The 26,592-nt window shown below is 71.5% G+C and carries 25 protein-coding genes and 1 riboswitch; of the genes, 19 read left to right on the top strand and 6 right to left on the bottom strand.

Annotated features, from left to right (window positions below):
* Window positions 1-54 precede the first annotated feature (54 nt).
* The 6 genes from OHA98_RS29690 to OHA98_RS29665 all read left to right on the top strand — a co-directional run bounded on the left by OHA98_RS29690 (window position 55) and on the right by OHA98_RS29665 (window position 7,341).
* Window positions 55-675, top strand: coding sequence for a heme-copper oxidase subunit III (locus OHA98_RS29690; protein WP_266807862.1), 621 nt, complete (start codon window positions 55-57; stop codon window positions 673-675).
* 55 nt (window positions 676-730) lie between these two features.
* Window positions 731-1,540 carry a c-type cytochrome gene (locus OHA98_RS29685; protein ID WP_266929988.1) on the top strand — a complete coding sequence of 270 codons (810 nt, stop codon included), beginning with the start codon at window positions 731-733 and terminating at the stop codon, window positions 1,538-1,540.
* Window positions 1,537-2,589: a ubiquinol-cytochrome c reductase iron-sulfur subunit gene (locus OHA98_RS29680; RefSeq protein WP_266929986.1), complete on the top strand. Its 1,053-nt coding sequence runs from the start codon at window positions 1,537-1,539 to the stop codon at window positions 2,587-2,589. Before OHA98_RS29685 ends, OHA98_RS29680 begins: the two co-directional genes overlap by 4 nt.
* A complete protein-coding gene (locus OHA98_RS29675; protein WP_266929984.1) occupies window positions 2,586-4,235 on the top strand; it encodes a ubiquinol-cytochrome c reductase cytochrome b subunit in 1,650 nt (549 codons plus the stop codon). Before OHA98_RS29680 ends, OHA98_RS29675 begins: the two co-directional genes overlap by 4 nt.
* 123 nt (window positions 4,236-4,358) lie before the next feature.
* Window positions 4,359-5,423 carry an anthranilate phosphoribosyltransferase gene (gene trpD / locus OHA98_RS29670; RefSeq protein WP_266929982.1) on the top strand — a complete coding sequence of 355 codons (1,065 nt, stop codon included), beginning with the start codon at window positions 4,359-4,361 and terminating at the stop codon, window positions 5,421-5,423.
* A 250-nt stretch (window positions 5,424-5,673) separates the two neighbouring features.
* A riboswitch (SAM riboswitch) is annotated at window positions 5,674-5,791 on the top strand.
* 173 nt (window positions 5,792-5,964) lie between these two features.
* On the top strand, window positions 5,965-7,341 hold the full coding sequence (locus OHA98_RS29665; RefSeq protein ID WP_266929980.1) for an aminotransferase class V-fold PLP-dependent enzyme: 1,377 nt from the start codon (window positions 5,965-5,967) through the stop codon (window positions 7,339-7,341).
* Window positions 7,342-7,422: 81 nt separating this feature from the next.
* Here OHA98_RS29665 and OHA98_RS29660 read toward each other — a convergent pair whose 3' ends face one another.
* Both OHA98_RS29660 and OHA98_RS29655 read right to left on the bottom strand, forming a co-directional pair.
* Window positions 7,423-7,704 (bottom strand): Lrp/AsnC family transcriptional regulator, encoded by a 282-nt coding sequence (locus tag OHA98_RS29660; RefSeq protein ID WP_123470113.1) that lies wholly within the window; start codon window positions 7,702-7,704, stop codon window positions 7,423-7,425.
* Window positions 7,701-8,438: a rhomboid family intramembrane serine protease gene (locus OHA98_RS29655; RefSeq protein ID WP_266929979.1), complete on the bottom strand. Its 738-nt coding sequence runs from the start codon at window positions 8,436-8,438 to the stop codon at window positions 7,701-7,703. Before OHA98_RS29655 ends, OHA98_RS29660 begins: the two co-directional genes overlap by 4 nt.
* Window positions 8,439-8,637: 199 nt before the next feature.
* On the opposite strand from OHA98_RS29655, the gene OHA98_RS29650 reads away from it, so the two are divergent.
* The 5 genes from OHA98_RS29650 (at window position 8,638) to OHA98_RS29630 (ending at window position 14,174) form a co-directional block, all read left to right on the top strand.
* The gene (locus OHA98_RS29650) at window positions 8,638-8,880 is read left to right on the top strand and encodes a hypothetical protein (RefSeq protein ID WP_018555472.1); all 243 of its coding nucleotides are present in this window, start codon (window positions 8,638-8,640) and stop codon (window positions 8,878-8,880) included.
* Between the two features lie 37 nt (window positions 8,881-8,917).
* Window positions 8,918-10,282, top strand: coding sequence for an NYN domain-containing protein (locus OHA98_RS29645; protein WP_266929975.1), 1,365 nt, complete (start codon window positions 8,918-8,920; stop codon window positions 10,280-10,282).
* 320 nt (window positions 10,283-10,602) lie between these two features.
* Window positions 10,603-11,631: an NlpC/P60 family protein gene (locus OHA98_RS29640; RefSeq protein ID WP_266929973.1), complete on the top strand. Its 1,029-nt coding sequence runs from the start codon at window positions 10,603-10,605 to the stop codon at window positions 11,629-11,631.
* 235 nt (window positions 11,632-11,866) lie between these two features.
* The gene (locus OHA98_RS29635; protein WP_266929971.1) at window positions 11,867-12,898 is read left to right on the top strand and encodes a C40 family peptidase; all 1,032 of its coding nucleotides are present in this window, start codon (window positions 11,867-11,869) and stop codon (window positions 12,896-12,898) included.
* Window positions 12,899-12,914: 16 nt separating this feature from the next.
* Window positions 12,915-14,174 carry a hypothetical protein gene (locus OHA98_RS29630; RefSeq protein WP_266929969.1) on the top strand — a complete coding sequence of 420 codons (1,260 nt, stop codon included), beginning with the start codon at window positions 12,915-12,917 and terminating at the stop codon, window positions 14,172-14,174.
* Here OHA98_RS29630 and OHA98_RS29625 read toward each other — a convergent pair.
* Window positions 14,150-15,427 (bottom strand): glycosyltransferase family 87 protein, encoded by a 1,278-nt coding sequence (locus tag OHA98_RS29625; RefSeq protein ID WP_266929968.1) that lies wholly within the window; start codon window positions 15,425-15,427, stop codon window positions 14,150-14,152. The two genes, OHA98_RS29630 and OHA98_RS29625, sit on opposite strands and share 25 nt — an antisense overlap.
* Before the next feature lie 136 nt (window positions 15,428-15,563).
* On the opposite strand from OHA98_RS29625, the gene OHA98_RS29620 reads away from it, so the two are divergent.
* Complete coding sequence (locus OHA98_RS29620; RefSeq protein WP_266929966.1) at window positions 15,564-16,706, top strand: glycosyltransferase family 4 protein; 1,143 nt, start codon at window positions 15,564-15,566, stop codon at window positions 16,704-16,706.
* A gap of 100 nt (window positions 16,707-16,806) precedes the next feature.
* On the opposite strand, the gene OHA98_RS29615 is transcribed toward OHA98_RS29620, so the two are convergent.
* Window positions 16,807-18,603 carry a long-chain fatty acid--CoA ligase gene (locus OHA98_RS29615; RefSeq protein WP_266929964.1) on the bottom strand — a complete coding sequence of 599 codons (1,797 nt, stop codon included), beginning with the start codon at window positions 18,601-18,603 and terminating at the stop codon, window positions 16,807-16,809.
* A gap of 454 nt (window positions 18,604-19,057) precedes the next feature.
* Here OHA98_RS29615 and OHA98_RS29610 point away from each other — a divergent pair, with 454 nt between their 5' ends.
* The 6 genes from OHA98_RS29610 to OHA98_RS29585 all read left to right on the top strand — a co-directional run bounded on the left by OHA98_RS29610 (window position 19,058) and on the right by OHA98_RS29585 (window position 24,090).
* Window positions 19,058-19,876 (top strand): metallophosphoesterase, encoded by an 819-nt coding sequence (locus OHA98_RS29610; protein ID WP_266929962.1) that lies wholly within the window; start codon window positions 19,058-19,060, stop codon window positions 19,874-19,876.
* 86 nt (window positions 19,877-19,962) lie between these two features.
* Window positions 19,963-20,409 carry an SRPBCC family protein gene (locus OHA98_RS29605; protein WP_266929961.1) on the top strand — a complete coding sequence of 149 codons (447 nt, stop codon included), beginning with the start codon at window positions 19,963-19,965 and terminating at the stop codon, window positions 20,407-20,409.
* Between the two features lie 4 nt (window positions 20,410-20,413).
* Window positions 20,414-21,613, top strand: coding sequence for an ArsA family ATPase (locus tag OHA98_RS29600; RefSeq protein ID WP_266929959.1), 1,200 nt, complete (start codon window positions 20,414-20,416; stop codon window positions 21,611-21,613).
* An 83-nt stretch (window positions 21,614-21,696) separates the two neighbouring features.
* On the top strand, window positions 21,697-22,176 hold the full coding sequence (locus OHA98_RS29595; protein ID WP_266929957.1) for a DUF5304 domain-containing protein: 480 nt from the start codon (window positions 21,697-21,699) through the stop codon (window positions 22,174-22,176).
* Between the two features lie 102 nt (window positions 22,177-22,278).
* Window positions 22,279-23,220, top strand: coding sequence for an ROK family glucokinase (locus OHA98_RS29590; RefSeq protein WP_266929955.1), 942 nt, complete (start codon window positions 22,279-22,281; stop codon window positions 23,218-23,220).
* A gap of 102 nt (window positions 23,221-23,322) precedes the next feature.
* Window positions 23,323-24,090 (top strand): endonuclease/exonuclease/phosphatase family protein, encoded by a 768-nt coding sequence (locus OHA98_RS29585; RefSeq protein WP_266929953.1) that lies wholly within the window; start codon window positions 23,323-23,325, stop codon window positions 24,088-24,090.
* Window positions 24,091-24,132: 42 nt separating this feature from the next.
* Here OHA98_RS29585 and OHA98_RS29580 read toward each other — a convergent pair whose 3' ends face one another.
* Together OHA98_RS29580 and OHA98_RS29575 are read right to left on the bottom strand one after the other, a co-directional pair.
* The gene (locus OHA98_RS29580) at window positions 24,133-24,822 is read right to left on the bottom strand and encodes a hypothetical protein (protein WP_266929951.1); all 690 of its coding nucleotides are present in this window, start codon (window positions 24,820-24,822) and stop codon (window positions 24,133-24,135) included.
* Window positions 24,815-25,594 (bottom strand): carboxylesterase, encoded by a 780-nt coding sequence (locus OHA98_RS29575; protein ID WP_266929949.1) that lies wholly within the window; start codon window positions 25,592-25,594, stop codon window positions 24,815-24,817. The genes OHA98_RS29580 and OHA98_RS29575 overlap by 8 nt, the downstream gene beginning before the upstream one ends.
* Before the next feature lie 220 nt (window positions 25,595-25,814).
* Between OHA98_RS29575 and OHA98_RS29570 the strand changes: the two genes are divergently transcribed.
* Window positions 25,815-26,570, top strand: a complete 756-nt coding sequence (locus tag OHA98_RS29570) for a 1-acyl-sn-glycerol-3-phosphate acyltransferase (protein ID WP_266930977.1) — start codon at window positions 25,815-25,817, stop codon at window positions 26,568-26,570.
* The last annotated feature ends 22 nt before the right edge of the window (window positions 26,571-26,592 follow it).

The following is a 26,592-nucleotide window of genomic DNA, read 5'->3' as shown; positions in this document are numbered from 1 at the left end:
CTGACACACCGAACGGCACCCCCCGGAGTGAGGGCGGGATAAGCGACCGACATAATGTCGGTCGTGGCGACAGCAACGACAGTAGAAACCGGGCACGCGCACCCGTCGGTCAATCGACCGAACCTCACCAGCGTCGGAACCATCATCTGGTTGAGTTCCGAGCTGATGTTCTTCGCGGCCCTCTTCGCGATGTACTTCACCCTGCGATCGGTGATGGGACCGGATCACTGGAAGGAGATGGCTCATCATCTGAACTTCCCGTTCTCGGCGACGAACACCACGATCCTGGTGCTTTCCTCACTCACCTGCCAGCTCGGCGTTTTCGCCGCGGAGCGGGGCGATGTGAAGAAGCTCCGCACCTGGTTCATCATCACCTTCGTGATGGGTGCGATCTTCATCGGCGGCCAGGTCCTGGAGTACACCGAGCTGGTCAAGGACGCGGGGCTCTCCCTGTCGTCCGACCCGTACGGCTCGGTGTTCTACCTGACCACCGGCTTCCACGGTCTGCATGTGACAGGCGGTCTCATCGCCTTCCTGCTGGTTCTCGGCAGAACATACGCGGCCAAGAGGTTCACCCACGAACAGGCAACCGCCGCCATCGTCGTGTCCTACTACTGGCACTTCGTCGATGTCGTGTGGATCGGCCTCTTCGCCACGATCTACATGATCAAGTAACCGGGCTCGCACCCACCCACCATCGACGCAGAAGATCCTGACACCGGGGTAATCCGTGAAAAAGCTCTCCGCACGACGACGCCATCCACTGGCGGCGATCGTCGTACTACTCCTCGCGCTGGCGGCTACCGGGGGGCTGTACGCCGCGTTTGCGCCTGCGGGCAAGGCGCAGGCCGATGAAACCGCCCAGTCCCTCGCCATCGAGGAGGGCAAGAAGCTCTACTCCGTCGGCTGCGCCAGCTGCCACGGAGCCGGCGGTCAGGGCACCACCGACGGGCCGCAGCTTGTCGGCGTGGGCTCCGCCGCCGTCGACTTCCAGGTCGGTACGGGCCGTATGCCGGCACAGCAGCCGGGCGCCCAGGTACCGAAGAAGAAGGTCATCTACACCCAGGCCGAGATCGACCAGCTCGCGGCGTACGTGGCGTCGCTCGGCGCCGGTCCGATCACGCCGACCGAGAAGCAGGTCGACCCGGCGGGGGCAGACGTCGCCAAGGGCGGCGACCTGTTCCGCACCAACTGTGCCCAGTGCCACAACTTCACCGGTGAGGGCGGCGCGCTGACACACGGCAAGTACGCCCCGAGCCTCGAAGGCGTGAGCCCGAAGCACATCTACGAGGCCATGCAGACCGGCCCGCAGAGCATGCCCTCCTTCCCCGACACCACGATGCCGGAGCAGGAGAAGAAGGACATCATCGCGTACATCAAGACCGTCAACGGTGCCGAGTCCGAGAACCCCGGAGGGCTCTCCCTCGGCGGACTCGGACCGGTCAGCGAGGGTCTGTTCGCATGGATCTTCGGGCTGGGCGCACTGATCGCAGTTGCCGTTTGGGTCGCGGCCCACACCGCTAAGGCCAAGAAGTCATGAGTAGCCAAGAGATTCCAGAAGAGACCCTGCCCGCAGAGCAGGAGACCGCGCACGGCGCGGTAGAGGGTACGGACGACCCGTTCGCCGACCCGGGGCTGCCGGCCCACAAGCCGCGCATCCAGGACATCGACGAACGTGCCGCGAAGCGCTCCGAGCGGGCCGTCGCGTTCATGTTCACCCTGTCGATGCTGGCGACGGTGGGCTTCATCGCCTCCTACGTCATCTTCCCGGTGGACAAGATCGTCTTCATCTGGCCCTTCGGCCATGTGAGCGCGCTCAACTTCTCCCTGGGTGTGACCCTCGGCGTGGCGCTCTTCTTCATCGGCGCGGGGGCCGTCCACTGGGCGCGCACCCTGATGTCCGACGTGGAGGTCGCCGACGAGCGGCACGCCATCGAGGCGGCCCCCGAGGTCAAGGCGAAGGTTCTCGCCGACTTCAAGGCCGGTGCCGAGGAGTCCGCCTTCGGACGGCGCAAGCTGATCCGGAACACCATGTTCGGCGCGCTGGCCCTGGTGCCGCTCTCCGGCGTGGTGCTGCTGCGCGACCTCGGTCCGCTGCCGGAGAAGAAGCTCCGCCACACCCTGTGGGCCAGGGGCAAGCAGCTCATCAACATGAACACGATGGAGCCGCTGCGTCCCGAGGACATCGTCGTCGGTTCGCTGACCTTCGCCATGCCCGAGGGCCTGGACCCGGAGGCGCACGACTTCCAGACGCAGATGGGCAAGGCCGCCCTGATGATCATCCGCATCGAGCCGGACGACATCAAGGACAAGAAGGAGCGCGACTGGGCCCACGAGGGCATCGTGGCCTTCTCGAAGATCTGCACCCACGTCGGCTGCCCGATCAGCCTGTACGAGCAGCAGACGCACCACGTGCTCTGCCCGTGCCACCAGTCCACCTTCGACCTTTCCGACGGCGCTCGCGTCATCTTCGGTCCGGCCGGTCACCCTCTCCCGCAGCTGCGGATCGGCGTGAACACTGAGGGCAACCTTCAGGCGCTCGGCGACTTCGATGAGCCCGTCGGTGCTGCCTTCTGGGAGCGCGGATGAGTACTTCGACGACCAACACAGCGACCGTTGACGCGGCGAGCGAGCGCAAGGCGCCCGCCGGCGAGCGGGTGGCCGACTGGGCGGACGGCCGGCTGGGCATCTACAGCCTGGCCAAGGCCAACATGCGCAAGATCTTCCCGGACCACTGGTCCTTCATGCTCGGTGAGGTCGCGCTCTACAGCTTCATCATCATCATCCTCACGGGTGTGTATCTGACGCTGTTCTTCCACCCGAGCATGAACGAGGTCGTGTACCACGGCTCGTACGAGCCGATGCAGGGCATCCGGATGTCCGAGGCCTACGCCTCGACGCTGGACATCAGCTTCGACGTCCGCGGTGGTCTGCTCATGCGGCAGATCCACCACTGGGCCGCGCTGATCTTCCTCGCCGCCATGTTCGTGCACATGATGCGCGTCTTCTTCACGGGTGCGTTCCGCAAGCCGCGTGAGATCAACTGGCTGTTCGGCTTCCTGCTGTTCGTGCTGGGCATGTTCACCGGCTTCACCGGCTACTCCCTGCCGGACGACCTGCTCTCCGGTACGGGTGTCCGCTTCACCCAGGGCGCGATCCTGTCCATGCCGATCGTGGGCACGTACATCTCGATGTTCCTGTTCGGCGGAGAGTTCCCCGGCGGCGACTTCGTGGCCCGGTTCTACTCGGTCCACATCCTGCTGCTGCCGGGCATCATGCTCGGTCTGCTGGTCGCTCACCTGATCCTGGTCTTCTACCACAAGCACACGCAGTTCGCGGGTCCGGGCCGGACCAACAAGAACGTCGTCGGCATGCCCCTGCTGCCGGTGTACATGGCGAAGGCCGGAGGGTTCTTCTTCCTGGTCTTCGGCATCATCGCCCTGATCGGGGGCATCGCCTCGATCAACCCGATCTGGGCCATCGGCCCGTACCGCATCGACCAGGTCTCCACCGGTGCCCAGCCCGACTGGTACATGGGCTTCACCGAGGGTCTGGTGCGCGTGATGCCGGGCTGGGAGATCAACCTCTGGGGCCACACGCTGGTCCTGGGTGTGCTCATCCCTCTGGTGGGCTTCGGTGTCATGCTCGGCGCGATCGCCCTCTGGCCGTTCCTCGAGTCCTGGATCACCGGGGACAAGCGCGAGCACCACATCCTGGACCGCCCGCGCAACGCCCCGACCCGTACGGCCTTCGGCGTCGCCTGGATCACGGCGTACTTCATCGCCCTCGTCGGTGGTGGCAACGACCTGTGGGCCACGCACTTCCACCTGTCGCTGAACGCCATCTCGTGGTTCGTCCGGATCTTCTTCTTCGCCGGACCGGTCATCGCGTTCATCGTCACCAAGCGGATCTGCCTCGGCCTCCAGCGCCGCGACAAGGAGAAGGTGCTGCACGGACGTGAGTCCGGCATCATCAAGCGCCTGCCGCACGGTGAGTTCGTCGAGATCCACGAGCCGCTCAGCCAGGGCCAGCTGCACACGCTCACGGCGCACGAGCAGTACAAGCCGGCCGAGATCGGCCCCGCGGTCGACGAGAACGGCGTCAAGCGGAAGGTCTCCCTGCTGGAGAAGCTGCGCGTCAAGCTCAGCAAGGGCCTCTACGGCGAGGGCAACCAGATCGCCAAGCCCACCGCCGAGGAGTACAAGGAGATCACCAGCGGCCACGGTCACCACTGATCGCCTGAACTGATCGCCACAGCGGGAGCCCCGTCCATTCGATGGACGGGGCTCTTCGCTGTCCCCGGCGCTGGATAGGGTGGAGCCATTCCCTTTACCGGCTGTGGACCCCTGGAGCGGACCATGAACGTTGTGACCCCGAACGGCGGCGACAGCGTGGCGGACCGTTCCTGGCCCGGCGTGCTGAACCCGCTGCTGCGCCGCGAGGACCTCACGTCGGACGACACCGCCTGGGCCATGGACCGCATCATGAGCGGCGAGGCGACCGACGCGCAGATCGCCGGCTTCGCGGTCGCGCTGCGCGCCAAGGGCGAGACGGTCGACGAGGTCTCCGGACTCGTCCGGGCGATGTACGAGCACGCCAACACCATTCACGTACCGGGCCGCACGGTCGACATCGTCGGCACCGGCGGGGACCTGGCCAAGACGGTCAACATCTCCACGATGGCGGCGATCGTCATCGCGGGCACCGGTGCCAAGGTGGTCAAGCACGGCAACCGTGCCGCCTCCTCGGCCAGCGGTTCCTCCGACGTACTGGAGAAACTGGGCGTCAACCTCGACCTCTCCCCGCAGCGGGTCGTCGCGGTGGCGGAGGAGGCGGGCATCACCTTCTGCTTCGCCGTGAAGTTCCACCCCGCCCTGCGGTACGCGGCCAAGGCCCGCAAGGAGCTGGGCGCGCAGACCACCTTCAACATCCTGGGGCCGCTGACCAACCCGGCCCGGGTGCGGTCCCAGGCCGTCGGTGTCGCCGACGCGCGGATGGCGCCCATCGTCGCGGGCGTGCTCGCCGACCGGGGCAACTCGGCCCTGGTCTTCCGCGGTGACGACGGCCTCGACGAGCTGACGACCACCGCCACCTCACGGGTCTGGGTGGTCCGCGACGGCCGGGTGCGCGAGGAGGCCTTCGACCCGCGCGACGTGGGCCTGGAACTGGTGCCGGTCGAGGCACTGCGGGGGGCCGACGCCTCGTACAACGCCGATGTCGCCCGCCGGCTGCTGGACGGTGAGCGGGGGCCCGTACGCGATGCCGTGCTGCTCAACGCGGCCGCGGCCCTGGTCGCGCTGGACCAGGGCGAGGGCACGCTGAACGAGCGGATCACGGCGAAGACCGCCGAGGCCGCCGCCTCGGTCGACTCCGGTGCGGCCAAGCGGGCGCTGGAGCGCTGGGTGGCGGCCAGCAACGCCTGAGAGCCTGTCGGGTGACCTCTGATCGGGTGGCCACGCCCTGGCACGCACGCTTCCGGCGTTGCCGAAATGCCCTGGTAGCTCCGCTACGAGGCCATCCCGGCGCCTTGGAATCGCACGCACCATGCCGCGTCCACTCGCCGATCGAAGGCCACCCGACAGGCTCTGAACGCGGAAAGTGTGGCCGAGGGCGCGGTCCGGATGACGGACCGCGCCCTTGCGCATGCCGGTACGTATGGCAAGATGCTGCGCAGGTCATGAGTGACAGCGACTACGGCCCCGGCCCGCTGTCCGGCAACCCTCCGTCCGTGGCGGGGTGCCCCGGGTGAAGACCAGGCCGTAGGCAGCGAGGTCTGCGGCAAGCGCGGGCCCCTCGGCATCGTTGTATGCCAACCCCCGGGGTCCTGGTCCCTAGGGAGCCTCTTGTGAGCAAGCGAATGCGATAGGGCTCGACGCCCTTCTCCGCGCACCTCTTTCCCCCTCTCCTGCGCTGCCGCGTATCCGCCGGCGCATGGATTTCGCCTGCCTGTTACGGGAGTTCGCCATGTCTGTCTCCACCGCTGCCACCGATCGTTCCCTTTGTGCCCCTCTGCCGGTTCTGGGGGAGAACGTCACTGTTCCGCTGGTCACGGGTGGAGAGGTCACCTACGCGGCCCTCGACTACGCGGCGAGTGCCCCGGCGCTCCAGCGGGTGTGGGACGACGTCGCCGCGTACGCCCCGTACTACGGCAGCGTCCACCGCGGCGCCGGATACCTTTCGCAGCTCTCCACCGACCTGTTCGAGAACAGCCGCGCCGTCGTCGCGGAGTTCCTCGGCTGCCGGGCCGAGGACCAGGTGATCTTCACCCGCTCGACCACGGACTCGCTCAACCTGCTGGCCGCCGTACTCCCCGCCGACTGCCAGGTGTTCGTGTACGAGACCGAGCACCACGCCTCCCTGCTGCCCTGGCGCGACGCCCGGGTCACCTACCTCAACGCGCCGCGCACCCCGGCCCAGGCGGTCGAGACCCTGGAGCGGGCGCTCGCCGACCGCGACCCCTACGGCCCGGCCCTGGTCTGCGTCACCGGCGCCTCCAACGTCACCGGTGAGCTGTGGCCCGTGAAGGAACTGGCCGCCGCCGCCCACGCGCACGGTGCCCGGATCGTCCTGGACGCCGCCCAGCTCGCCCCGCACCACCCCGTGGACATCGCCGGGCTGGACGTCGACTGGGTCGCCTTCTCCGGACACAAGCTGTACGCGCCGTTCGGCTCCGGTGTCCTCGCGGGCCGCGCCGACTGGCTCCAGGAGGCCGAGCCCTACCTGGCCGGCGGCGGTGCCTCCCGCAAGGTCGCCCGGCGCACCGACGGCGGCGTGGACGTGGACTGGCACACCACCGCGGCCCGTCACGAGGCCGGTTCGCCCAATGTCATCGGCGTCTACTCCATCGCCTCCGCCTGCAAGGCGCTGACCGAGGCCGGCTTCGACGACCTGGTCGCCCGTGAGCAGCGGCTCGTCGCCCGGGTCCGCGGGGGACTCGCGGAGGTCCCCGAGGTCAAGGTGCTCTCGCTGTTCGGCGACGACGCCCCGCGGGTCGGCGTCATCTCGTTCGTGGTGGAGGGCTGGAACAGCTCGCACTTCGCCGCCGCGCTCTCCGCCGAGTACGGCATCGGCGTCCGCGACGGTCTGTTCTGCGCCCACCCGCTGGTCCGCACGCTGCTGGGCAGCGACCCGCAGGACCCGGGGGAGTGCGGCGCTCCGGAAGCCGAGCCGGGCGAGCGCTCGCTGAACGCCATCCGGGTCAGCTTCGGTGCCGGTACGCCGGACGAGCACATCGAGCGCTTCGTACGGGCGGTGGGGGAACTGGTCCGCGAGGGCGCCCAGTGGAAGTACCGCACCGAGGGCGGCCGCTGCGTCCCGGACCGGGGTGCGGCGCAGGTCTGACCCGCGGACACGGGTACGCGAAACGGCTTCGGCCGGGTACCGGGCGGCTGCCCCGTACCCGGCCGAAGCCGTACCCGCCGCTTACGCGTCCAGGCCGATGGCGAAGGCCGCCTCCAGGTCGTGCTGGGAGTACGTACGGAACGCCACATGGGTGTCGGTCCCCTCGACGCCCGGGATCTTGCTGATCCGGCCGGGGATGACATCGGCGAGATCGTCGTGCTTGGCCACCCGGACCATGGCGATCAGGTCGTACGTACCGGTGACGGAGAAGACCTCGCTGACGCTGTCCAGCGCGGCGACGGCCTCGGCGATCTCGGGAATCCGGTCCACGCTGGTCTTGATGAGCACGATCGCGGTGATCACGGCTGGCTTTCTCCCTCGGTGGCCGTGGTGGGACTCTTTACTCTAGCCCCACCCCGACAGCGTCCCCAGGCGTAGAGGAACCCGGCGGCGAACCCCGCCACATGCGCCAGATACGCGACTCCGGGGCCGCTGCCCGCGGCCCGGGCGGCCAGCCACTGCAGGACGAACCAGAAGATCAGCACGATCCAGGCGGGGAAACGCAGCGGCAGGAAGAAGAGGAACGGGAAGAGGCTGGTGACCCGGGCCCTGGGGAAGAGGCGGAGGAACGCGCCGAGCACGGCGGAGATCGCCCCCGACGCGCCGACCAGGGTCTGGTCGGACCCGGCGTGCGTCGCCGCGAAGCAGACCAGCGCCAGATAGCCGCAGCCGAGATAGAAGAACGTGAACTCCAGGCGGCCCATCCGTTCCTCGGTCATCGCGCCGAACACGTACAGAAAGAGCAGGTTGCCCAGCAGGTGCAGCCAGCTCCCGTGCACGAACAGGGCGGTGAGCGGGGTGAGCGTCGCGTGCGCGGAGCCGTCCCACAGCTCGGCGGGGATGACGCCCCACCGCTCGAAGTACGCGGCCTGCGCGGCGAGCAGGGTGTCGCCGGTGCCGTAGCCGGGGCTGAACCCGGACAGCGGGCTGACCAGGAAGACGGCGCAGCTCAGCGCGATCAGTCCGTAGGTGACCGGAGCGCCGCCGGCCGCGGCCGCGGCCCGGATTCTTGCGGCCCTGTCCCGCCAATCGATCATGCACAGAGCATGACGCACCGGTGGAGAAGCGGACAGAGCGCCTCGCCGTGCCGATGGGTATACGCGAGGCCGTAGGGTTGCGCCAGGACTTCCGCAGTTCGACGGCGCACCGCGAGATCCTTGGGACAGGACAGCACGGGACCCGGCCGCGCGCGGCCGAGGCCCGGTGGACGGACGAACGACGAAAGAGGACGCAACGATGACGACGGTTCCCCAGCCGACCGACGCTACTCGCTGGCGCTGCACGCTCTGCGGCAATCTCACTCGCTTCGATGTGACGAGGTCCTCCAAGGTCGTCGAGTACGTTCATCTCGACCTGGCCGGGGAGTCGAGTGTCGAGGAGCGCGAGGTGGTCAGTGAGACCATCGAGTCGGTCCGGTGTCGTTGGTGCAACGCGGTGGACCAGATCGAACTGGTGGACAGGCCTGGTGCCGACTCCTGAGGGGGCCGCCCGGACAGACAATTTGGGGTGACGGATGGTGGAGCAGCCGACTAACGGCGCCGAACCGGCCGATGCGGCCGACGACGGTGCCGTCGAGGTGCTCGACCGCCCGCTGCCCGAGGGCGTACGGCGGCGGGTCGTCGCGCTGGTCGCGGACGCCTTCGGCGGCCTGACGGTCAGCGAACTGCCCGCCCAGCTGCGGCAGTACGCCCGTTTCACCCCGACCCGGCGTGCCAAGTTCGCCGGGAACGCGATGGCGGCCGCCCTGGCGAGCGATCCGCTGTTCCGGCAGCGCATCGGCGAGCGGATCGCCCAGGCCCAGCCCGAGCTGGCCGGTGCGCTGGAGGCGGGCGCGCCGCCCGCCGCCGCCGATCCCGTCGATGTGGCCGCGGCCGCCTATGTGCTGCGCCCGGCCGGCTGGGTCAAGCTGGTAGAGGCCGCCGGCGAGGAGGTCCAGCGCGCCGACGCGGAACGGGCCGACGAGGAGACCCGGCGCGAGCTGGACCGGCTGCGCGAGGAACTGGCCCAGGCGCGGGCGCTGACCAGGAGCGAGACGGAGAGGCTGCGCGCCGAGCTGGACGCGGCCCGCAAGGAGGCCGAGTCCCTCCACCGCAAACTGCGCAGCGCGCAGAGCGAGGTGAAGCGCAGCGAGGCGGCGCTGCGCCGGAGCGCGGCCGAGGCCGACGCGCTGCGGGCCGAGACGGCCGCCCAGGTCTCCGCGGCCGAGAGCGAGTCGCGGCGGCTCAAGGCGCGGCTCGGCGAGGCGGAGTCGTCCGTCGAGGCGAGCCGCAGGGCGGCCAGGGAGGGGCGCTCCGTCGAGGACATGCGCCTGCGGCTGCTGCTCGACACGGTGCTGGACGCGGCCCGCGGGCTGCGCCGCGAACTGGCGCTGCCGCCCTCGACGATCCGTCCCGCCGACGGCGTCGAGGCGGTGGAGCCGGGCCGGATGTCGCCCAAGGACATCGCCGCCAGGGCCCTTTCGGAGACGGACCCGGCGCTCCTGGACCAGTTGCTCGCGCTGCCGCAGGCGCATCTGATCGTGGACGGCTACAACGTCACCAAGACCGGATATCCGCAGATGCCGCTGGAGAAGCAGCGGTTGCGGCTGCTGGGCGGTCTCTCGGTGCTCGCGGCGCAGACCGGCGCCGAGATGACCTGTGTGTTCGACGGGGCGGAGCTGGCCGTGCCGGTACTGCTCGCCCCGCCGCGCGGGGTCCGGGTGCTGTTCAGCAAGGCGGGGGTCACGGCGGACGAGCTGATCCGTCAACTGGCCCGTGCGGAACCGCCCGGCCGGCCCGTCGTGGTGGTCTCCACCGACCGTGAGGTGGCGGACGGGGTGGCCAAGGCGGGGGCCCGGCCGGTCGCGTCCGCCCTGCTGCTGAAGCGGCTCTCCCGCGTCTGAGGGCGCATGGCCGGACATGACCGGCTAGTTCGACATGCGCGACATGTGCGGCATGCCGGGATTTCCGGAACGTACCGTCAAGTCGCCGCTACAGGCGGTGCGATGTGTGTAAAGAAGTACCTGAAGTGGTGAGATTTTTCTTGTGAGGATTTGAACTGATCACGAGATGGTCACTAAGGTCAGGCCTCGAACCTTCGCACGGTTGATCACCCATTCGGGGTGGCGGCGAAGGCACCGCCGAGTCCGTGACATGCACGGAGCCGGGGATCCAAGTCCCCCACAGCCCGGTAGGCGGCTCGAGGAAGAAGGAGCTCGCCTTCGTGGCGTCCCACCGTCGTCCCAAGCAGCCGAGCCGCGCCCGCGTGAACGTGCTCACCGCGGCCGCCGCTGCGGCAGTGGCCCTGTCCTCCCAGGCCGCCCACGCCGACCCCAAGCCGAGCAAGGCCGACGTCAAGTCGGAGGTCGACAAGCTCTACCACGAGGCGGAGGCGGCGACCGAGAAGTTCAACGGGGCCAAGGAGCAGCAGGACAAGCTCAAGAAGCAGGTCGACGCGCTCCAGGACAAGGTCGCCCGCGGCCAGGACGAGCTCAACACCCTGCGCGGTGAACTGGGTTCGATCGCCACCGCGCAGTACCGCTCCGGCGGTATCGACCCGTCCGTGCAGCTCTTCCTCGCCTCGGACCCGGACGACTTCCTCGACCAGGCCTCCGCGCTGGACCAGCTGACGGCCAAGCAGACCGAGTCGCTCCAGAAGATCCAGTCCAAGCAGCGCACCCTCGCGCAGCAGCGCAAGGAAGCACAGGCGAAGCTGGGCGACCTCGCCGAGGTCCGCAAGACGCTCGGCGAGAACAAGAAGAAGTCCTCGGCCAAGCTCGCCGAGGCCCGGCGGCTGCTCAACACCCTGACCGTCGCCGAGCGCGCCAAGATGGACGCGGACGAGCAGCGCGCCAGCCGCGCCGCGGGCGACCGGGTGGAGCTGGGCAACGAGGTTCCCGCCTCCGCCCGCGGCGCCGCCGCCCTCCAGGCCGCCGCGACCCAGATCGGCAAGCCGTACTACCCCGGCGGCACCGGCCCCAGCTCCTACGACTGCTCCGGGCTGACGCAGTGGGCCTATGCCCAGGCCAACGTCCAGATCTCCCGCGTCACCTACACCCAGGTCAACGACGGTCAGCGGATCGGGCGCAGCGCGCTGAAGCCGGGCGACCTGGTGTTCTTCAACAACACCTCGCACGTGGGCCTGTACGCGGGCGGCAACCAGATCCTGCACGCTCCGAAGCCGGGCGCCAACGTCCGCTACGAGTCGATGGACTACATGGGCACCTTCCAGTTCGGCGTCCGCGTCGCCTGACGCCCGAACGGGCGAATTACGCCCCGCTCCACTGACGCCCCGCCCCGCCGGAGACCGAGGTCACCGGTGGGGCGGAGCTGTTTGACACCCCCGCGCGCCCCCGGCGCGGTCTTTGGCCGCCGCGTAGCCGTCCGATTACTGTCTGCCTGCTGTGCAGCTCCCGGTCGTCGGTCCGCCCGCCCCGGGCGGCAGGGGCTGCGCACCTCTGCGTCAGCGGAAGGAAGTGCGGCTTCCTGTGGTGTCCCATCGCCGTTCCACTCAGCCCGGTCTCGGCCGGAGCATCCGGGCCACTGTCCTCACGGCCGCCGCGGCCACCGCGGCCGCGACGCTCACGGGGCCCCCGGCGAGCGCCGACCCGCAGGACAGCCCCGAGGCGGCCAGGGCCGAGGTCGACCGGCTGTACGGCGAGGCGGAGAGGGCCACCGAGCAGTTCAACGAGGCCGGGGAGCGGGTCGACCGGCTGCGCGGCGAGGTGGACCGCGCCCAGGACCGGGCGGCGCGCGGTCAGGAAGGCATCAACCGGATGCGTACGGCGCTCGGTTCGCTCGCCGGCGCGCAGTACCGCTCCGGCTCCATCGACCCCTCGCTCGCCCTGCTGCTCTCCTCGGACCCCGACACCTATCTCGACCGGGCCGCCACCCTGGAACGGGTGAACAGCCGTCAGTCACTGGTCCTGGACAAGCTCCGCCGGGCCCAGCGCAAGGTCGCGCAGACCCGCGCGGAGGCCGCCCGATCGCTGGCCGAACTGGAAGCCGGCCGGAGCGCCGTCCTCCGCCACAAGCGCACCGTCGAGGCCAAGCTCGCCCGCGCCCGCCAACTGCTGGAGGCGCTGCCCGCCGGGGAGCGCGCCTCCTTCGACCGGGCCTCGCGCTCCGGCCGCGACGGGGCGGCCGTGGACCTCACCGGCGTCCTGCCCGGTTCACCGAGGGGGATGGCCGCCGTGGCGGCGGCCACGCGGGCGCTCGGCCGTCCCTATGTGTGGGGCGCCGAGGGGCCCTCGGGATTCGACTGTTCCGGGCTGATGCGCTGGGCGTACGCCCAGGCCGGGGTCGGCCTGCCGCGCACCTCGCAGGCCCAGCGGTACGCGGGCCGGATGGTGCCGCTCTCCCAGGCACGGCCGGGAGATCTGGTCGCCTACCGCGCGGACGCCAGCCATATCGGGATGTACGTGGGAAACGGCCAGGTCATCCACGCCCCCTACCCCGGGGCCAGGGTGCGCTTCGACCCCGTCGGCATGATGCCCGTCTCCTCGGTCACCCGTATCTGACCGTACGATCGGCAGGGTGGCTGTTCTCAGGGGTGACGCGCGGCGGGGCAGACCCCGCGGACGGCGTACGGCGGGTGCCGTGCTCGCCGGTCTGCTGCTGACGTCCGCCTGCGCCGGCCCCGACGCCCCCGCCACCGGCCCCACGGCCCGGGAGATCGGTGCCGTCCTGGACGACCGGGCCGCCGCCGTCCTGGCCCACGACCCCACCGCCTTCCTGTCCGTGATCGACCCCCGGGCCACGAAGCTGCGGGCCGCCCAGCGCACCGAGCTGGCCAACCTCGCCGACGTACCCCTGAAGTCCTGGACGTACGAGCTGAAGGGCGTCAGCGGGCACGGCGAGCGCAGGGCCACCGCCGATGTCGAGCTGCGCTACCGGATCGCCGGATACGACAGCGCCCCGATGGCCACCCGCCGCACCCTGGAGCTGACCCGCGCCGGGGCGGGGGAGCGCTGGTACATCGCCGCCGACCGGCCCGGCAAGGACGCCGCGGACCAGCTCTGGCAGCAGGGCGACGTCCAGGTCGTGCGCGGGGCGCACAGCCTCGTCCTGGGCGTCGGCCGGGAGGAGGGGGAGCTGCGCCGGGTCGCGGACACCGCCGACCTCGCCGTTCCGGCCGTCTCCGGCGCCTGGCCCCGGTCCTGGGCGCGCCGGGTGGTGGTGCTCGTACCGGACTCCGTCGAGGACATGGCGAAGCTGCTGGGCTCACCGGAGGCGAGCTACCGGGGCATAGCCGCCGTCACCACCGGCGAGGTCGGCGGCACCGGCCGGCGCCCGGCCCTGGCCGACCGGGTGATCGTCAACCCGCAGGCGTACGCGATGCTCGGCACCTTCGGCCAACGGGTCGTCCTGACCCATGAGACCACCCATGTGGCGACCCGGCCCGGGACGTCCGCGGCCACCCCGATGTGGCTCTCCGAGGGCTTCGCCGACTGGACGGCCTACCGCGCGGAGGACCGCCCGGCGGAGCAGATCGCGCCCGAACTGGCCCGGGCCGTACGGCGCGGCGAGCGGCCCGCCGAACTGCCCGCGGACAAGGACTTCGCCTTCGCCGGGGACGCCGGGAAGCTCGCCGGGGCGTACGAGGGCGGCTGGCTGGCCTGCGCGCTGATCGCCGACCGGTGGGGCGAGGAGAAGCTGATCGCCTTCTACGAGGCCGTGGGGCGCCACCCGGGCCGGGACGGGTCGGTGGAGCACGCGCTGCGCACCGTCCTCGACACGACCCCCCAGGACTTCACGGCGTCCTGGCGGGATTACCTGAGCGCCCGGCTGGGCTGAGCGCCCGCACCGGACACGGTGTCCGCCGCGCCCCGGTCCGCCCGCCCCGCGGGCCGCCCGCGCCCCGGCACCGTCTCCCGCCACAGCCGCCGCCCGGCGATGACCGAGGCCGCCACCAGCAGACCGTTGCGGACCACCAGCAGACCCACCCCCGTCGCGTCACTGGCCACCACATGCCCGAACCCGAGCGGGAACTCCAGCAGGGTGACGCCGGTCGCCAGCAGCACCAGACAGGCGGGCAGCCCTGTCCGGCCGCCCCGGAACACCAGACAGACCGCCGCGAGCCCGACCAGCCACACCAGGTACTGCGGGCTGATCACCCGGCTGGTCGTGGTGAACAGCAGCACCGCCGTGAACGCCGCGTCCGCCGGGGTGCGCACCGAGAACTCACGGGCCCGCAGCCGCCACACCAGCAGCCAGCCGAACGCCGGCAGGCTCAGCCCCAGCGCCAGCGCCGAGACCAGCGGTACATGGGGTCCGAGGAACTCCAGCGAGCCGTAGTGCAGCTCCACCCGTCCCTCCCAGCCGAAATGCCGGGCCCCGTGGAAGAACAGCGCCCCCAGCGACTCGATCTCGGTGCCCCGCTCCCGCTGGAACTCCAGGAACACGAACGCGCCCGGCATGGCCAGGGCGCACCCCGCGGCCACCACCGCACCCGTCACCGCCGCCGAGACCCACGCCCCGCGCGTCGCCCGCCCGCGCCGGGTGCCCACCAGCAGCAGCACCGGCCACACCTTCAGCAGCGCCCCGAACCCGGCCAGCGCCCCCAGTACCCGGGGACGGCGCAGCCCGGCCAGCAGCGCCGCCACGGCGAGCGCCGTCACCATCAGGTCGTACCGGGCGTACGCGGTCGGGCCCAGCAGCGGCACCCCCGCCACCCACACCCACGCGCCCGCGTCCTGTATCCCCGGGCGCCGCCCGGCGTACAGCAGCAGCCCCAGGACCAGCGCGTCGCACAGCAGCACCAGCACGAAGAACGCCGCCGCGTACTCCAGGAACGGCAGCAGCGCCGGGGACAGCATGGCCAGCGCCGCGGCGGGCGGGTACTGCCAGGTGATGTCGTCCAGCGGGTACGTGCCGGTGCGCAGGACCTCGTACCAGCCCCGGTAGATCACCGAGACATCCACCGTGACGTCCGGGCCCGGCACCGTGAACACCTTGAACACACACAGCAGCAGCGCCGCCCTGGTCAGTGCCCACACCGCGAGCGGCAGCAGCCGCGCGCCGCGGGATCCCGCCGCCGCACTCTTCACCGGCCTCATCCGCCGCCCTGCCCGTCCCGCTCGTCGCCGTCCCGCCCGTGTCCGTCCCGTGCCCCGGGGGAGCCATGATGCCGGGCGGGACCGTGCGTGAGCCATGAAGCGCGGCCGTTGGGTACTGTCGGCGGCGATGGACAAGACCTTGATCGTGACGAACGATTTCCCGCCCCGCCCCGGCGGTATCCAGGCGTTCCTGCACAACATGGCGCTGCGCCTGGACCCCGGACAGCTCGTCGTCTACGCCTCGACCTGGAAGCGGAGCGCCGAGGGTGTCGCGGCCACCGCCGCCTTCGACGCGGAGCAGCCGTTCACCGTCGTGCGCGACCGTACGACCATGCTGCTGCCGACCCCGCGGGTCACCCGGCAGGCCGTAGGACTGCTGCGCGCGCACGGCTGCACCTCCGTCTGGTTCGGCGCCGCCGCCCCGCTCGGTCTGATGGCGCCGGCCCTGCGCAGGGCCGGCGCCCGCCGCATCGTGGCGACCACCCACGGGCACGAGGCGGGCTGGGCCCAGCTGCCCGCGTCCCGGCAACTGCTGCGCCGGATCGGCGAGGGCACGGACACCATCACGTACCTCGGTGAGTACACCCGCTCCCGGATCGCCGCCGCGCTCACCCCCGGGGCGGCCGCCCGGATGGTCCAGCTGCCGCCCGGGGTCGACGAGAAGACCTTCCACCCGGCGTCCGGCGGGGACCGGGTCAGGGCCCGCCTCGGACTTACCGACCGGCCCGTCGTCGTCTGTGTGTCGCGGCTGGTGCCGCGCAAGGGCCAGGACACGCTGATCCTCGCCATGCCCGCGATCCTGGCGCAGGTGCCGGACGCCGTGCTCCTGATCGTCGGCGGCGGCCCGTACGCCAAGGACCTGAAGCGGCTGGCCGCCGAGACGGGCGTGCTGGACTCGGTGCGCTTCACCGGCCCGGTGCCGTGGGCGGAGCTGCCCGCCCACTACGGCGCGGGGGACGTCTTCGCCATGCCGTGCCGCACCCGGCGCGGGGGCCTCGACGTCGAGGGCCTGGGCATCGTCTACCTGGAGGCCTCCGCGACCGGACTGCCGGTGGTGGCGGGCGACTCGGGCGGTGCCCCCGACGCGGTGCTCGACGGGGAGACCGGGTGGGTGGTGCGCGGCGGGAACGCCGAGGAGTCGGCCGACCGGATCGTCACGCTGCTCGGCGACCCGGAGCTGCGGCGGAGCATGGGGGAGCGGGGCCGGGCCTGGGTCGAGGAGAAGTGGCGCTGGGACCTGCTCGCCGAAGAGCTGAGGACACTGCTCTGAGCCGCGCGGGGCATCCGGCCGGGCCGCTTCCGCCGCCCGGCCGGACCTGCGGAAAGGGGGCCCGCGCACACCGTGCGGGCCCCCTTTCCGCGTACGTGCGTCAGGCGCGGTAGATCGACTCGACCTCGTCCGCGAAGTCCTTCGCCACCACATTGCGCTTCAGCTTCAGCGACGGCGTGATGTGGCCCGCCTCCTCGGTGAACTGCGTGGGCAGGATGCGGAACTTGCGTACGGACTCCGCCTTGGACACCGCGGCGTTGCCGTCGTCCACCGCCCGCTGCACCGCGGCCAGCAGATCGGCGTCCTCGCGCAGCGACACCGCCGTGGAGCCGGCCGGTTTGCCGTGCTCGTCGGCCCAGCGGACCAGGAACTCCTCGTCGATGGTGATCAGCGCGCCGATGAACGGCCGCCCGTCGCCGACCACCATGCACTCGGCGACCAGGGCGTGCGCGCGGATCCGGTCCTCGATGACGGCGGGGGCGACGTTCTTGCCGCCCGCCGTGACGATGATCTCCTTCTTGCGGCCGGTGATCGCGAGATAGCCGTCCTCGTCGAGCGTGCCGATGTCACCCGTGTGGAACCAGCCGTCGGCCAGCGCCTCGGCCGTCGCCGCCTCGTTGTTCCAGTAGCCGGTGAACAGGTGCTCACCGTGCAGCAGGACCTCGCCGTCGTCGGCGATCCGGACGACCGAACCGGGCAGCGGCTGGCCGACCGTACCGATCTTCTGCCGGTCCCACGGGTTGAACGCGGTCGCCGCACAGGTCTCGGTGAGGCCGTAGCCCTCCAGCACCGTGAAGCCGATGCCCCGGTAGAAGTGCCCGAGCCGCTCGCCCAGCGGGGCGCCGCCGGAGATCGCGAACTCGCCGCGCCCCCCGAGCACCGCGCGGAGCTTGCCGAAGACCAGCTTGTCGAAGAGCCTGTGCTTGAGCCGCAGGCCGAGCGAGGGACCCTGTGGGGTGCCCAGCGCACGGCTGTAGGCGATCGCGGTGTCGGCCGCCCGGTCGAAGATCCTGCCCTTGCCGTCGGCCTGCGCCTTGGCGCGCGCCGAGTTGTAGACCTTCTCGAAGACCCGCGGCACACCGAGGATCAGCGTCGGCCGGAATGTGGCCAGTTCATCGGTGAGGTTCTTGATGTCCGGCACACAGCCGAGCCTGATCGGGGCCATCACGGCGGCCACCTCGACCAGCCGTCCGAAGACATGCGCGGCGGGCAGGAAGAGCAGCACCGAGCACTCGCCGGTACGGAAGAGGGGCTTCAGCCGCTCCACCACGTTGCCGCACTCCGCGAAGAAGCTGCGGTGCGTCAGCACACAGCCCTTGGGGCGGCCCGTGGTGCCGGAGGTGTAGACGATGGTGGCCGGGTCGTCCGCCCTGGCGCTCACCATGCGCAGGTCCAGGGTCTCGTCCGAGACCTCGCCGCCGGCCGCGGTCAGCTCGTCGACCGCGCCCTTGTCGATCTGCCACACGTGCGACAGCTCCGGCAGCCGGTCCCGTACGGAGGCGACCGCCCCGGCGTGCCCGTCGCTCTCCACGAGCACCGCGACCGCGCCGGAGTCACCGAGGATCCACTGGATCTGCTCGGCGGAGCTGGTCTCGTAGACCGGCACGGTCACCGCGCCCGCGCTCCAGATCGCGAAGTCCAGCAGAACCCACTCGAAGCGCGTGCGGGACATCAGGGCGACCCGGTCGCCGGGCTGCACGCCCGAGGCGATCAGCCCTTTGGCGGCGGCTCTCACCTCGGCCAGGAACCGGGTGGCGGTGACGTCCGTCCAGACACCGGCCACCTTGCGGCTCATCACCGCGGCATCAGGATGCTGAGCGGCATTGCGGCGGATGAGATCCGTCAGGTTGCCGTCCGTCGGGACCTCGTAAAGGGCCGGAAGGCTGAACTCGCGCAAGACTGCTGCTCCTCATCGGGCTCCGGTGCCACGGCTCTGTATGACGCACCGGCTGCGGTCCAAGATTGGCAGGTGCTCCGTGGGGTGAGCACGACTGGACTGCCCGGACGTTACCCACCGGTACAGGGTTCCCGATAGGGGGTTCCGGCCAGATGTCTCATGCATCACACACATGGGTGGTCCTTTCGCGCACAGTAGTCCACCCCTGTCACGACGCGGAAGTAACCGCAGGTCCGGCCACCCCTGCTCACGGCCCCGGGGGACCCGGCCCCTGTCCGGCGCATCGCGCCTGACCTGCGACGCCCGGCACGCATCCGCGCGGCGGTGCCGGGGCGTCCTCGTACGTCCCGTGCGAGGACGCCCCTCCGCCCCGCGAGCGCACGCACCGGACGCCGCGGGGCCCGCCCTCCGGGGGGACGGCGCTCCGTGCCGGACAGCCCCTAGGGTGAACGCCATGCGAGGCAGCGAACAGGACGGTCGGCACGGTCGGGACGCGGCCGCGCGCCGCACCACACGTGTCCATGTGGTGAGCGATGTGCACGGCAACACCGAGGCGCTGGCCCGCGCCGGGGACGGGGCGGACGCCCTCCTCTGCCTGGGTGACCTGGTGCTCTTCCTCGACTACGCCGACCATTCGCGCGGCATCTTCCCCGACCTCTTCGGCGAGCGGAACGCGGACCGCATCGTCGCGCTGCGCACCGAACGCCGCTTCGAGGAGGCGCGTGAGTTCGGCCGCTCACTCTGGGCGGGGAAGGACCGCAACGCCGCGATCCTCGGTGCGGTGCGCAAGCAGTACGCCGAACTGTTCGCCGCCTTCCCCACCCCGACGTACGCCACCTACGGCAACGTCGACGTCCCCGCCCTCTGGCCCGAGTACGCGGGCCCCGGGACCACCGTCCTGGACGGTGAGCGCGTCGAGATCGGCGGCCGGGTCTTCGGCTTCGTCGGCGGCGGGCTGAAGACCCCGATGAACACCCCGTACGAGATCAGCGACGAGGAGTACGCGGCCAAGGTCGAGGCGCTCGGCCCGGTCGACGTGCTCTGCTCGCACATCCCGCCCGAGGTGCCGGAGCTGACGTACGACACCGTCGCCCGCCGTTTCGAACGCGGCAGCCGGGCCCTCCTCGACGCCATCCGCGGGACCCGCCCCCGGTACGCGCTGTTCGGCCATGTCCACCAGCCGCTGGTCCGCAGGATGCGGATAGGGACGACCGAGTGTGTCAACGTCGGGCACTTCGCCTCGACCGGGGTGCCCTGGGCCCTCACCTGGTGAACGGGGCGGGGGCGGGCACGCGATAGCCTGCAACCGGCAGGCTCCTGCCGAACGCGACCGGTACACCGCACTGGAGGGCCACGGCGATGGCTGAACACACCAGCTCGAGCATCACGATCGAGGCGGCACCGGCCGACGTCATGGGCGTGATCGCCGACTTCGCCCGCTACCCGGAGTGGACCGGCGAGGTGAAGGAGGCCGAGGTCCTGGCCACCGACGACCGCGGCCGCGCCGAGCAGGTCCGCCTCGTCCTGGACGCCGGAGCGATCAAGGACGACCATGTCCTCGCCTACACCTGGACCGGCGAGAACGAGGTCAGCTGGAGCCTGGTGAAGTCCCAGATGCTGCGCGCCCTGGACGGCACCTACGCCCTGGTGCCCATCGGCGGCGACCGCACCGAGGTCACCTACCGGCTCGCGGTCGACGTCAAGATCCCGCTCCTCGGCATGATCAAGCGCAAGGCGGAGAAGGTCATCATCGACCGCGCCCTGGCCGGCCTGAAGAAGCGCGTCGAGTCCGTCCCGCAGGCCTGACCCGGTGCGTACGGTCCTGGTCACCGGTCCCGGCGGCGCAGGCCGTACCACCGTCGCGGCGGCGACCGCGCTGGCCGCCGCCCGCAGCGGCCGCCGCACCCTCCTGATCTCCGCCGACACCGTCCCCGGCTTCCCCGCCGGCCCGGAACCCGCCGAGGTCACCGGCCACCTGTACAGCGCCCGCATCGACTCCGGTGCCCACTTCCGCGGCGAACTCCTCGAACTCCAGAACCGGGCCGCGGGCGTCCTCGAACTCCTCGGCGCCAACCGGCTGGACGGCGAGGAACTCACCGAGCTGCCCGGCAGCGCCCCGCTCGCGCTCCTGCACACCCTGCGCCGCGCGGCCGAGGGCGACTGGGCCTCGCCCGAAGCCGGCTACGAGGTCCTCGTCGTCGACCTGCCACCGCTGCGCGAAGCCCTCGCCCTGCTCGCCCTGCCCGAACAGCTGCGCCGCTATCTGCGCCGCCTGCTGCCCCAGGAACGGCAGGCCGCCCGCGCGCTGCGCCCGATGCTCGCCCAGCTCGCCGGGGTCCCGATGCCCGCCCAGTGGCTGTACGAGGCGGCCGCCCGCAAGGACGCCGAGCTGGCCGCCGTCCAGGCGCTGATCGAGGACCGCGCGACCACCGTCCGCCTGGTCGCCGAACCGGGACCCGCCGCCGGGGACGCGCTGCGCACCGCCCGTACCGGCCTCGCCCTGCAGGGGCTGCGCGTCGACACCCTGGTGGCCGGGCGGGTGCTTCCCCGGCACTCGTCCGACCCCTGGTTCGCCGGGCTCGCGGCCCAGCAGGAGAAGTGCCTGGACCACTGGCGCGCGGAGTGGGCCCCCGGCACCCCCCTGTGCGAGGTGCCCCACCTCGGGCGCGACCCGCAGGGCCTCGACGACCTCGACGCCCTCGCCCCCGCCGTGCCGGACGAGCGGGCACCGGGGCGGGCCGACGACCCCTGGTGGATCGAGGAGGCCCCCGCCGAGGACGGCCGCGAGCGGGCGCTCGTCTGGTGCCTGCCGCTGCCCGGCGCCGCCAAGTCCGACCTCCGGCTCGTCCGCCGCGGCGACGAACTGCTGCTCACCGCGGGCCCGTTCCACCGGATCGTGCGGCTCGAATCCGGGCTGCGGCGCTGCACCGTCTCGGGCGCGGCACTCCATGACGGTGTGCTGCGCGTCCGGTTCACCCCGGACCCGGCGCTCTGGCCGCGCACACCCTGAACGGGACACCACCGTTCGGGTAACGTCGGTAGTACGTGTTCCGTACGGCCCGTCGCCGGCAACCCGCGTCGCAGGAGTCAGCCATGAGTGAAGCCACCGATCGTCCCGTCGACGGCGACGCGTGGGCCGAGGCCTGCGCCGAGGACCTGGAGGCCGAGAAGGCCCGCCGCCGCGCCCGGTACGGCCCGCAGCCCGGCTCCGCCGCCGAGGAACTGCGCAAGCTGGTCGACGCCGTGGCCGACAAGGTCGCCTCGTTCCAGTCGCCGCTGCTCGGCGTGGCCGCCCAGGGAGCCGTGCAGCAGGTCATCCGGCAGGCGAAGACGGCCGTCGAACCCGTCATCGAACGCAATCCGGACCTCTTCGATCATCTCGCGGCGGCGGGCAACGAGCTCCTGGCCGCCTACCGTTCGGCCGTCGAGGGCCAGGAGGGCCGCTGGACCCGGACGACGGAGGGCGCCGGAGGGAGCGGCGGTCCCGCCGGTACGCAGAAGAAGGCGGCCGAGGACCCCTCCGATCCGAGGGACGGGGGCCCCGCCGGGAGCGAGCACATCGACCTGGACTGACCCGCGCGGAAACGGGTCCGGCGGGACGGCCGGGCGGACCGGGCGGTGCCCTGCCTCGGGTACGGTTGGCCCTAGCGGGGCTCGACCGGAACTGAGGGATTCATGGGACTCACCATCGGCGTCGATATCGGCGGCACGAAGATCGCGGCTGGAGTGGTCGACGAAGAGGGCCGGATCCTCTCGACGTTCAAGGTACCGACCCCTCCGACGGCCGAAGGCATCGTCGACGCCATCTGCTCGGCCGTGGCCGGCGCGAGCGACGGCCACGACATCGAGGCCGTCGGCATCGGCGCTGCCGGATACGTCGACGACAAGCGCGCCACCGTACTCTTCGCGCCGAACATCAACTGGCGCCACGAGCCGCTCAAGGACAAGGTCGAGCAGCGCGTCGGCCTGCCGGTCGTCGTCGAGAACGACGCCAACGCGGCCGCCTGGGGCGAATACCGCTTCGGTGCCGGCCAGGGCCACGACGACGTCATCTGCATCACGCTCGGCACCGGCCTCGGCGGCGGCATCATCATCGGCAACAAGCTGCGCCGCGGCCGCTTCGGCGTGGCCGCCGAGTTCGGCCACATCCGGGTCGTCCCGGACGGTCTGCTCTGCGGCTGCGGCAGCCAGGGCTGCTGGGAGCAGTACGCCTCCGGCCGCGCGCTCGTCCGGTACGCCAAGCAGCGTGCCAACGCCACCCCGGAGAACGCCGCCGCCCTGCTCGCGCTCGGCGACGGCACCGTGGAGGGCATCGAGGGCAAGCACATCAGCCAGGCCGCCCGGCAGGGCGACCCGGTGGCCGTCGACTCGTTCCGTGAGCTGGCCCGCTGGGCCGGTGCCGGACTGGCCGACCTCGCCTCGCTCTTCGACCCGTCCGCGTTCATCGTCGGCGGCGGCGTCTCGGACGAGGGCGAACTCGTCCTCGACCCGATCCGCAAGTCGTTCCGGCGCTGGCTGATCGGCGGCGAGTGGCGCCCGCACGCACAGGTGCTCGCCGCCCAACTGGGCGGCAAGGCCGGACTGGTGGGCGCGGCCGACCTGGCCCGCCAGGGCTGACGGCGGGCTGCCGCGGGCGAGAACCGGCGGCGGCCCAGGACCGACCGGACGCCCGTCGCGCCCTTCGGGGCAGCGGCGGGCGTCCGTCGTATCGTGGCCCGCATGGTCATGACGCCGTTGCCCGACTCCCGCACCGAGCCGGACGGTTCGGCCGTCGTCCGGGTGCTCACCTACAACGTCCGCTCGATGCGCGACGACACCGCGGCGCTCGCCCGGGTCATCCGCGCCTGCGCCCCCGACCTGGTCTTCGTCCAGGAGGCCCCGCGCTTCTTCCGCTGGCGCAAGGCGGCCGCCCGGCTCGCCAAGCGCAGCGGTCTCGTGGTCCTCGGCGGCGGCGCCACCGCGGCCGGGCCGATGCTGCTGTGCTCGCTGCGGGCCACGGTCGAGCGCACCGAGGACATCCTGCTGCCCCGCACCCCCGGGCTGCACCGCAGGGGCTTCGCCACGGCGGTGGTACGGATCGCCGGCACCCGGATCGGTGTGCTGAGCTGCCATCTGAGCCTCCAGCGCGAGGAGCGCCTGACCCAGAGCGAACTGCTGCTGCGGCAACTGGAGGCGATGGACGTGCCGCACGCCGTGGCGGCGGGCGACCTCAACGACGTACCGACCGGGAAGGCGTTCCGGCACCTGGCCGGGCGGCTCCAGGACTGCTGGGCCGTGGCGCCGTGGGGCGGCGAGCTCACCTTCACCCCCGAGGACCCGCGACGCCGTATCGACGCGGTCTTCGCGACGCACGGCATCGAGGTCCTCGGCTGCGGCGTCCCGGCGGGGCTGCCCGGCATCGACGAGGCCGACCTGCGGGCCGCCACGGACCACCTGCCCGTGCTGGCGGCGCTGAGGGTGCCCGCGTCCGGCCCGGGGCCCGCCTGACCCGGGGCCGTGCCGCCCCGGGGCCCGTCCGGCCCCGGCGGCTCAGACCACCGCGCCGCGCCCCGGATCGTCGTAGCCGTCGGCATCGTCGTCGTCATGGGGCATCCGGGCCACCAGCGTCGCGAAGCCGCCCAGGAACCCGCCGATGCAGATCGTGGTGAGCCACCACGTCATCTCCCACTGGAACAGCACCGCGAGCAGCATCAGGACCGGGCCGCCGACGACCGCGAGCCACGCGAACTTCGCGGTGACATCGGCCTCCGGAAGCTCCGGCGGCTCGGGGGGCACGAAGTGGCCCTCCTCGCTGTCGTCCGGATCGTCCGTGTCGCCGTTCGCCGGCTCCGCCACCTCGTAGTCACGGGGACCGCCGACACCGGGGGCGAAGACCACCGAGCTGCCGAGCGCCTTCTTCTCCGGCGGCTTCGGGGGCGCCTGCTTGGTCCCCTTGTCCGCGGAGTCGCCCGGACCCGCGTCCGGTCCCAGGACGTTCAGCTGGCCGTCCTCCAGCAGGGCGAGATCCTCGATCGACTTGAACGGCTTGGCGCCCGGCGGGTCCGGCGGCTCCTCGCCGTACCCCGCGACGATCGCCTGCCAGGCCGCGTCCTCGTCGACCGGCCTGCCGCCCGGTGCCCCCTCGGCGCTCCCGGTCCCCCCGGGCACGGCCGTGCCCTCCATGGGACGTGGTTCGCGCTCCTCGTCGCTGCCTGTGCGCTCCGCGTCGTGCTCAGCCACCGGATGTGCTCCCCTTCTTCCCGACGCTGGGTGCGAGGCGGCCGATGAACCGGTAGCTCTCATCGAAGATCCGCTCCGCATCGTGGTCCAACGTCGCCACGTGGTAGCTCTGTTCCAGCAGGATCTCCTCGACATCCGTCGAGGACACCCGGCTGAGGATGCGGGCCGAGTCGGCGGGCGGCACGACATGGTCCTGCGGGCTGTGCAGCAGCACGATCGGCTGGGTGACCTGGGGCAGCTCGGCGTCGACCAGCCGGAAGAACTTCCGCACCGAATGGGCCGCGTGCAGCGGCACCCGGCCGTAGCCGACCTCCTCGGCGCCCTCCAGCGCGATATCGCTGGCCAGCCCCTTGGTCGTCCGCACCAGATGACGGGCGACCGGCAGGGCGTACGCCGAGAGGCCGTGCACCTTGTTCGCCGGGTTCACGAGCACCAGACCGCTGATCGCGTCCCCGTGCTTCGCCGCCAGCCGCAGGGTCAGCGCACCGCCCATGGACAGGCCGAAGACGAAGACCTGCTCGCACCGCTCACGCAGCGCCCGCAGCTCCCGGTCCACCTCTGCGTACCAGTCCTGCCAGCCGGTGACCGCCATGTCCTCCCAGCGGGTGCCGTGTCCGGGCAGCAGCGGCAGCGAGACGGTCAGCCCGCGCTCGGCCAGATAGTCGGCCCAGGGGCGCAGCGACTGCGGCGATCCGGTGAATCCATGACAGAGGAGGACGCCGACCTCTCCGCCCTCGTGGCGGAACGGCTCGGCTCCAGGGAGGACCGGCACCAAGGTCTCCTGTTCGTGAGGCTGGGCGGGGCGTGCGGGGAGTGCGAGAAGGATGACTTCACCGTACGCGACCGGACCGACACCGACCAGGGCCGTCACGGCCCGTACCGCCCGCACCGGCCGGGAGCACCGCCCCGTGCCGGGCGGGAGCGCGGGCGAGGGCACAGGCTAAGGTCTGACCGACAGCACACAGGAGGCACCCGAGTTGATCTACGGCGCAATGAAGTTCTCCATCGGCGGCTCCCTGAAGCTCGCTTTCAGGCCGTGGGTGGAGGGCCTGGAGAACATCCCCGAGCACGGGCCGGCGATCCTCGCGAGCAACCATCTGTCGTTCTCCGACTCGTTCTTCCTGCCGGCCGTCCTGGACCGCAAGGTCACCTTCATCGCGAAGGCCGAGTACTTCACCGCGCCCGGGGTGAAGGGCAAGCTCACCGCCGCCTTCTTCAAGGGCGTCGGCCAGCTCCCGGTCGACCGCTCCGGTGCCCGGGGCGCCGGTGAGGCGGCCATCAGGGCGGGCATCCAGGTCGTCGAGAGCGGCGGCCTCTTCGGGATCTACCCCGAGGGCACCCGCTCGCCCGACGGACGGCTCTACCGCGGCAAGCCCGGCGGTCTGGCCCGGGTGGCACTGGCCACGGGAGCGCCCGTCATCCCGGTCGCGATGATCGACACGGAGAAGATCCAGCCGCCCGGCCAGGTGATGCCCAAGCTGATGCGGCCGGGCATCAGGATCGGCAAGCCGCTCGACTTCAGCCGCTACCAGGGCATGGACGGCGACCGGTTCATCCTGCGCTCGGTGACCGACGAGGTCATGTACGAGATCATGAAGCTCTCCGGCCAGGAGTACGTGGACATCTACGCCACCGCCGCCAAGCGCCGGATCGCCGACGAGGCCGGACAGCGGGCCGAGGACGAGAAGCGCGCGCACAAGCGGGGGCACGGGGCGGACGAGGACGGAACGGAACGGTCCGGCGACTAGCCGCGTCGTTGTCCGTCCCGGG

Source organism: Streptomyces sp. NBC_00654 (assembly GCF_026341775.1).
In the GTDB taxonomy this organism is placed as follows: Bacteria; Actinomycetota; Actinomycetes; order Streptomycetales; family Streptomycetaceae; genus Streptomyces.
Note: the sequence above shows the minus strand (reverse complement) of the source record. Positions and strands in the feature narration are given on the sequence as shown.

Coding starts and splice junctions, on each gene's coding strand:
- OHA98_RS29655 (WP_266929979.1), bottom strand. CDS start 8,438: ATGATCGATTGGCGGGACAGGGCCGCAAGAATCCGGGCCGCGGCCGCG.
- OHA98_RS29680 (WP_266929986.1), top strand. CDS start 1,537: ATGAGTAGCCAAGAGATTCCAGAAGAGACCCTGCCCGCAGAGCAGGAG.
- OHA98_RS29690 (WP_266807862.1), top strand. CDS start 55: ATGTCGGTCGTGGCGACAGCAACGACAGTAGAAACCGGGCACGCGCAC.
- OHA98_RS29570 (WP_266930977.1), top strand. CDS start 25,815: ATGAAGTTCTCCATCGGCGGCTCCCTGAAGCTCGCTTTCAGGCCGTGG.
- OHA98_RS29585 (WP_266929953.1), top strand. CDS start 23,323: ATGGTCATGACGCCGTTGCCCGACTCCCGCACCGAGCCGGACGGTTCG.
- OHA98_RS29610 (WP_266929962.1), top strand. CDS start 19,058: ATGCGAGGCAGCGAACAGGACGGTCGGCACGGTCGGGACGCGGCCGCG.
- OHA98_RS29675 (WP_266929984.1), top strand. CDS start 2,586: ATGAGTACTTCGACGACCAACACAGCGACCGTTGACGCGGCGAGCGAG.
- OHA98_RS29595 (WP_266929957.1), top strand. CDS start 21,697: ATGAGTGAAGCCACCGATCGTCCCGTCGACGGCGACGCGTGGGCCGAG.
- OHA98_RS29590 (WP_266929955.1), top strand. CDS start 22,279: ATGGGACTCACCATCGGCGTCGATATCGGCGGCACGAAGATCGCGGCT.
- OHA98_RS29620 (WP_266929966.1), top strand. CDS start 15,564: ATGGACAAGACCTTGATCGTGACGAACGATTTCCCGCCCCGCCCCGGC.
- trpD (WP_266929982.1), top strand. CDS start 4,359: ATGAACGTTGTGACCCCGAACGGCGGCGACAGCGTGGCGGACCGTTCC.
- OHA98_RS29605 (WP_266929961.1), top strand. CDS start 19,963: ATGGCTGAACACACCAGCTCGAGCATCACGATCGAGGCGGCACCGGCC.
- OHA98_RS29665 (WP_266929980.1), top strand. CDS start 5,965: ATGTCTGTCTCCACCGCTGCCACCGATCGTTCCCTTTGTGCCCCTCTG.
- OHA98_RS29650 (WP_018555472.1), top strand. CDS start 8,638: ATGACGACGGTTCCCCAGCCGACCGACGCTACTCGCTGGCGCTGCACG.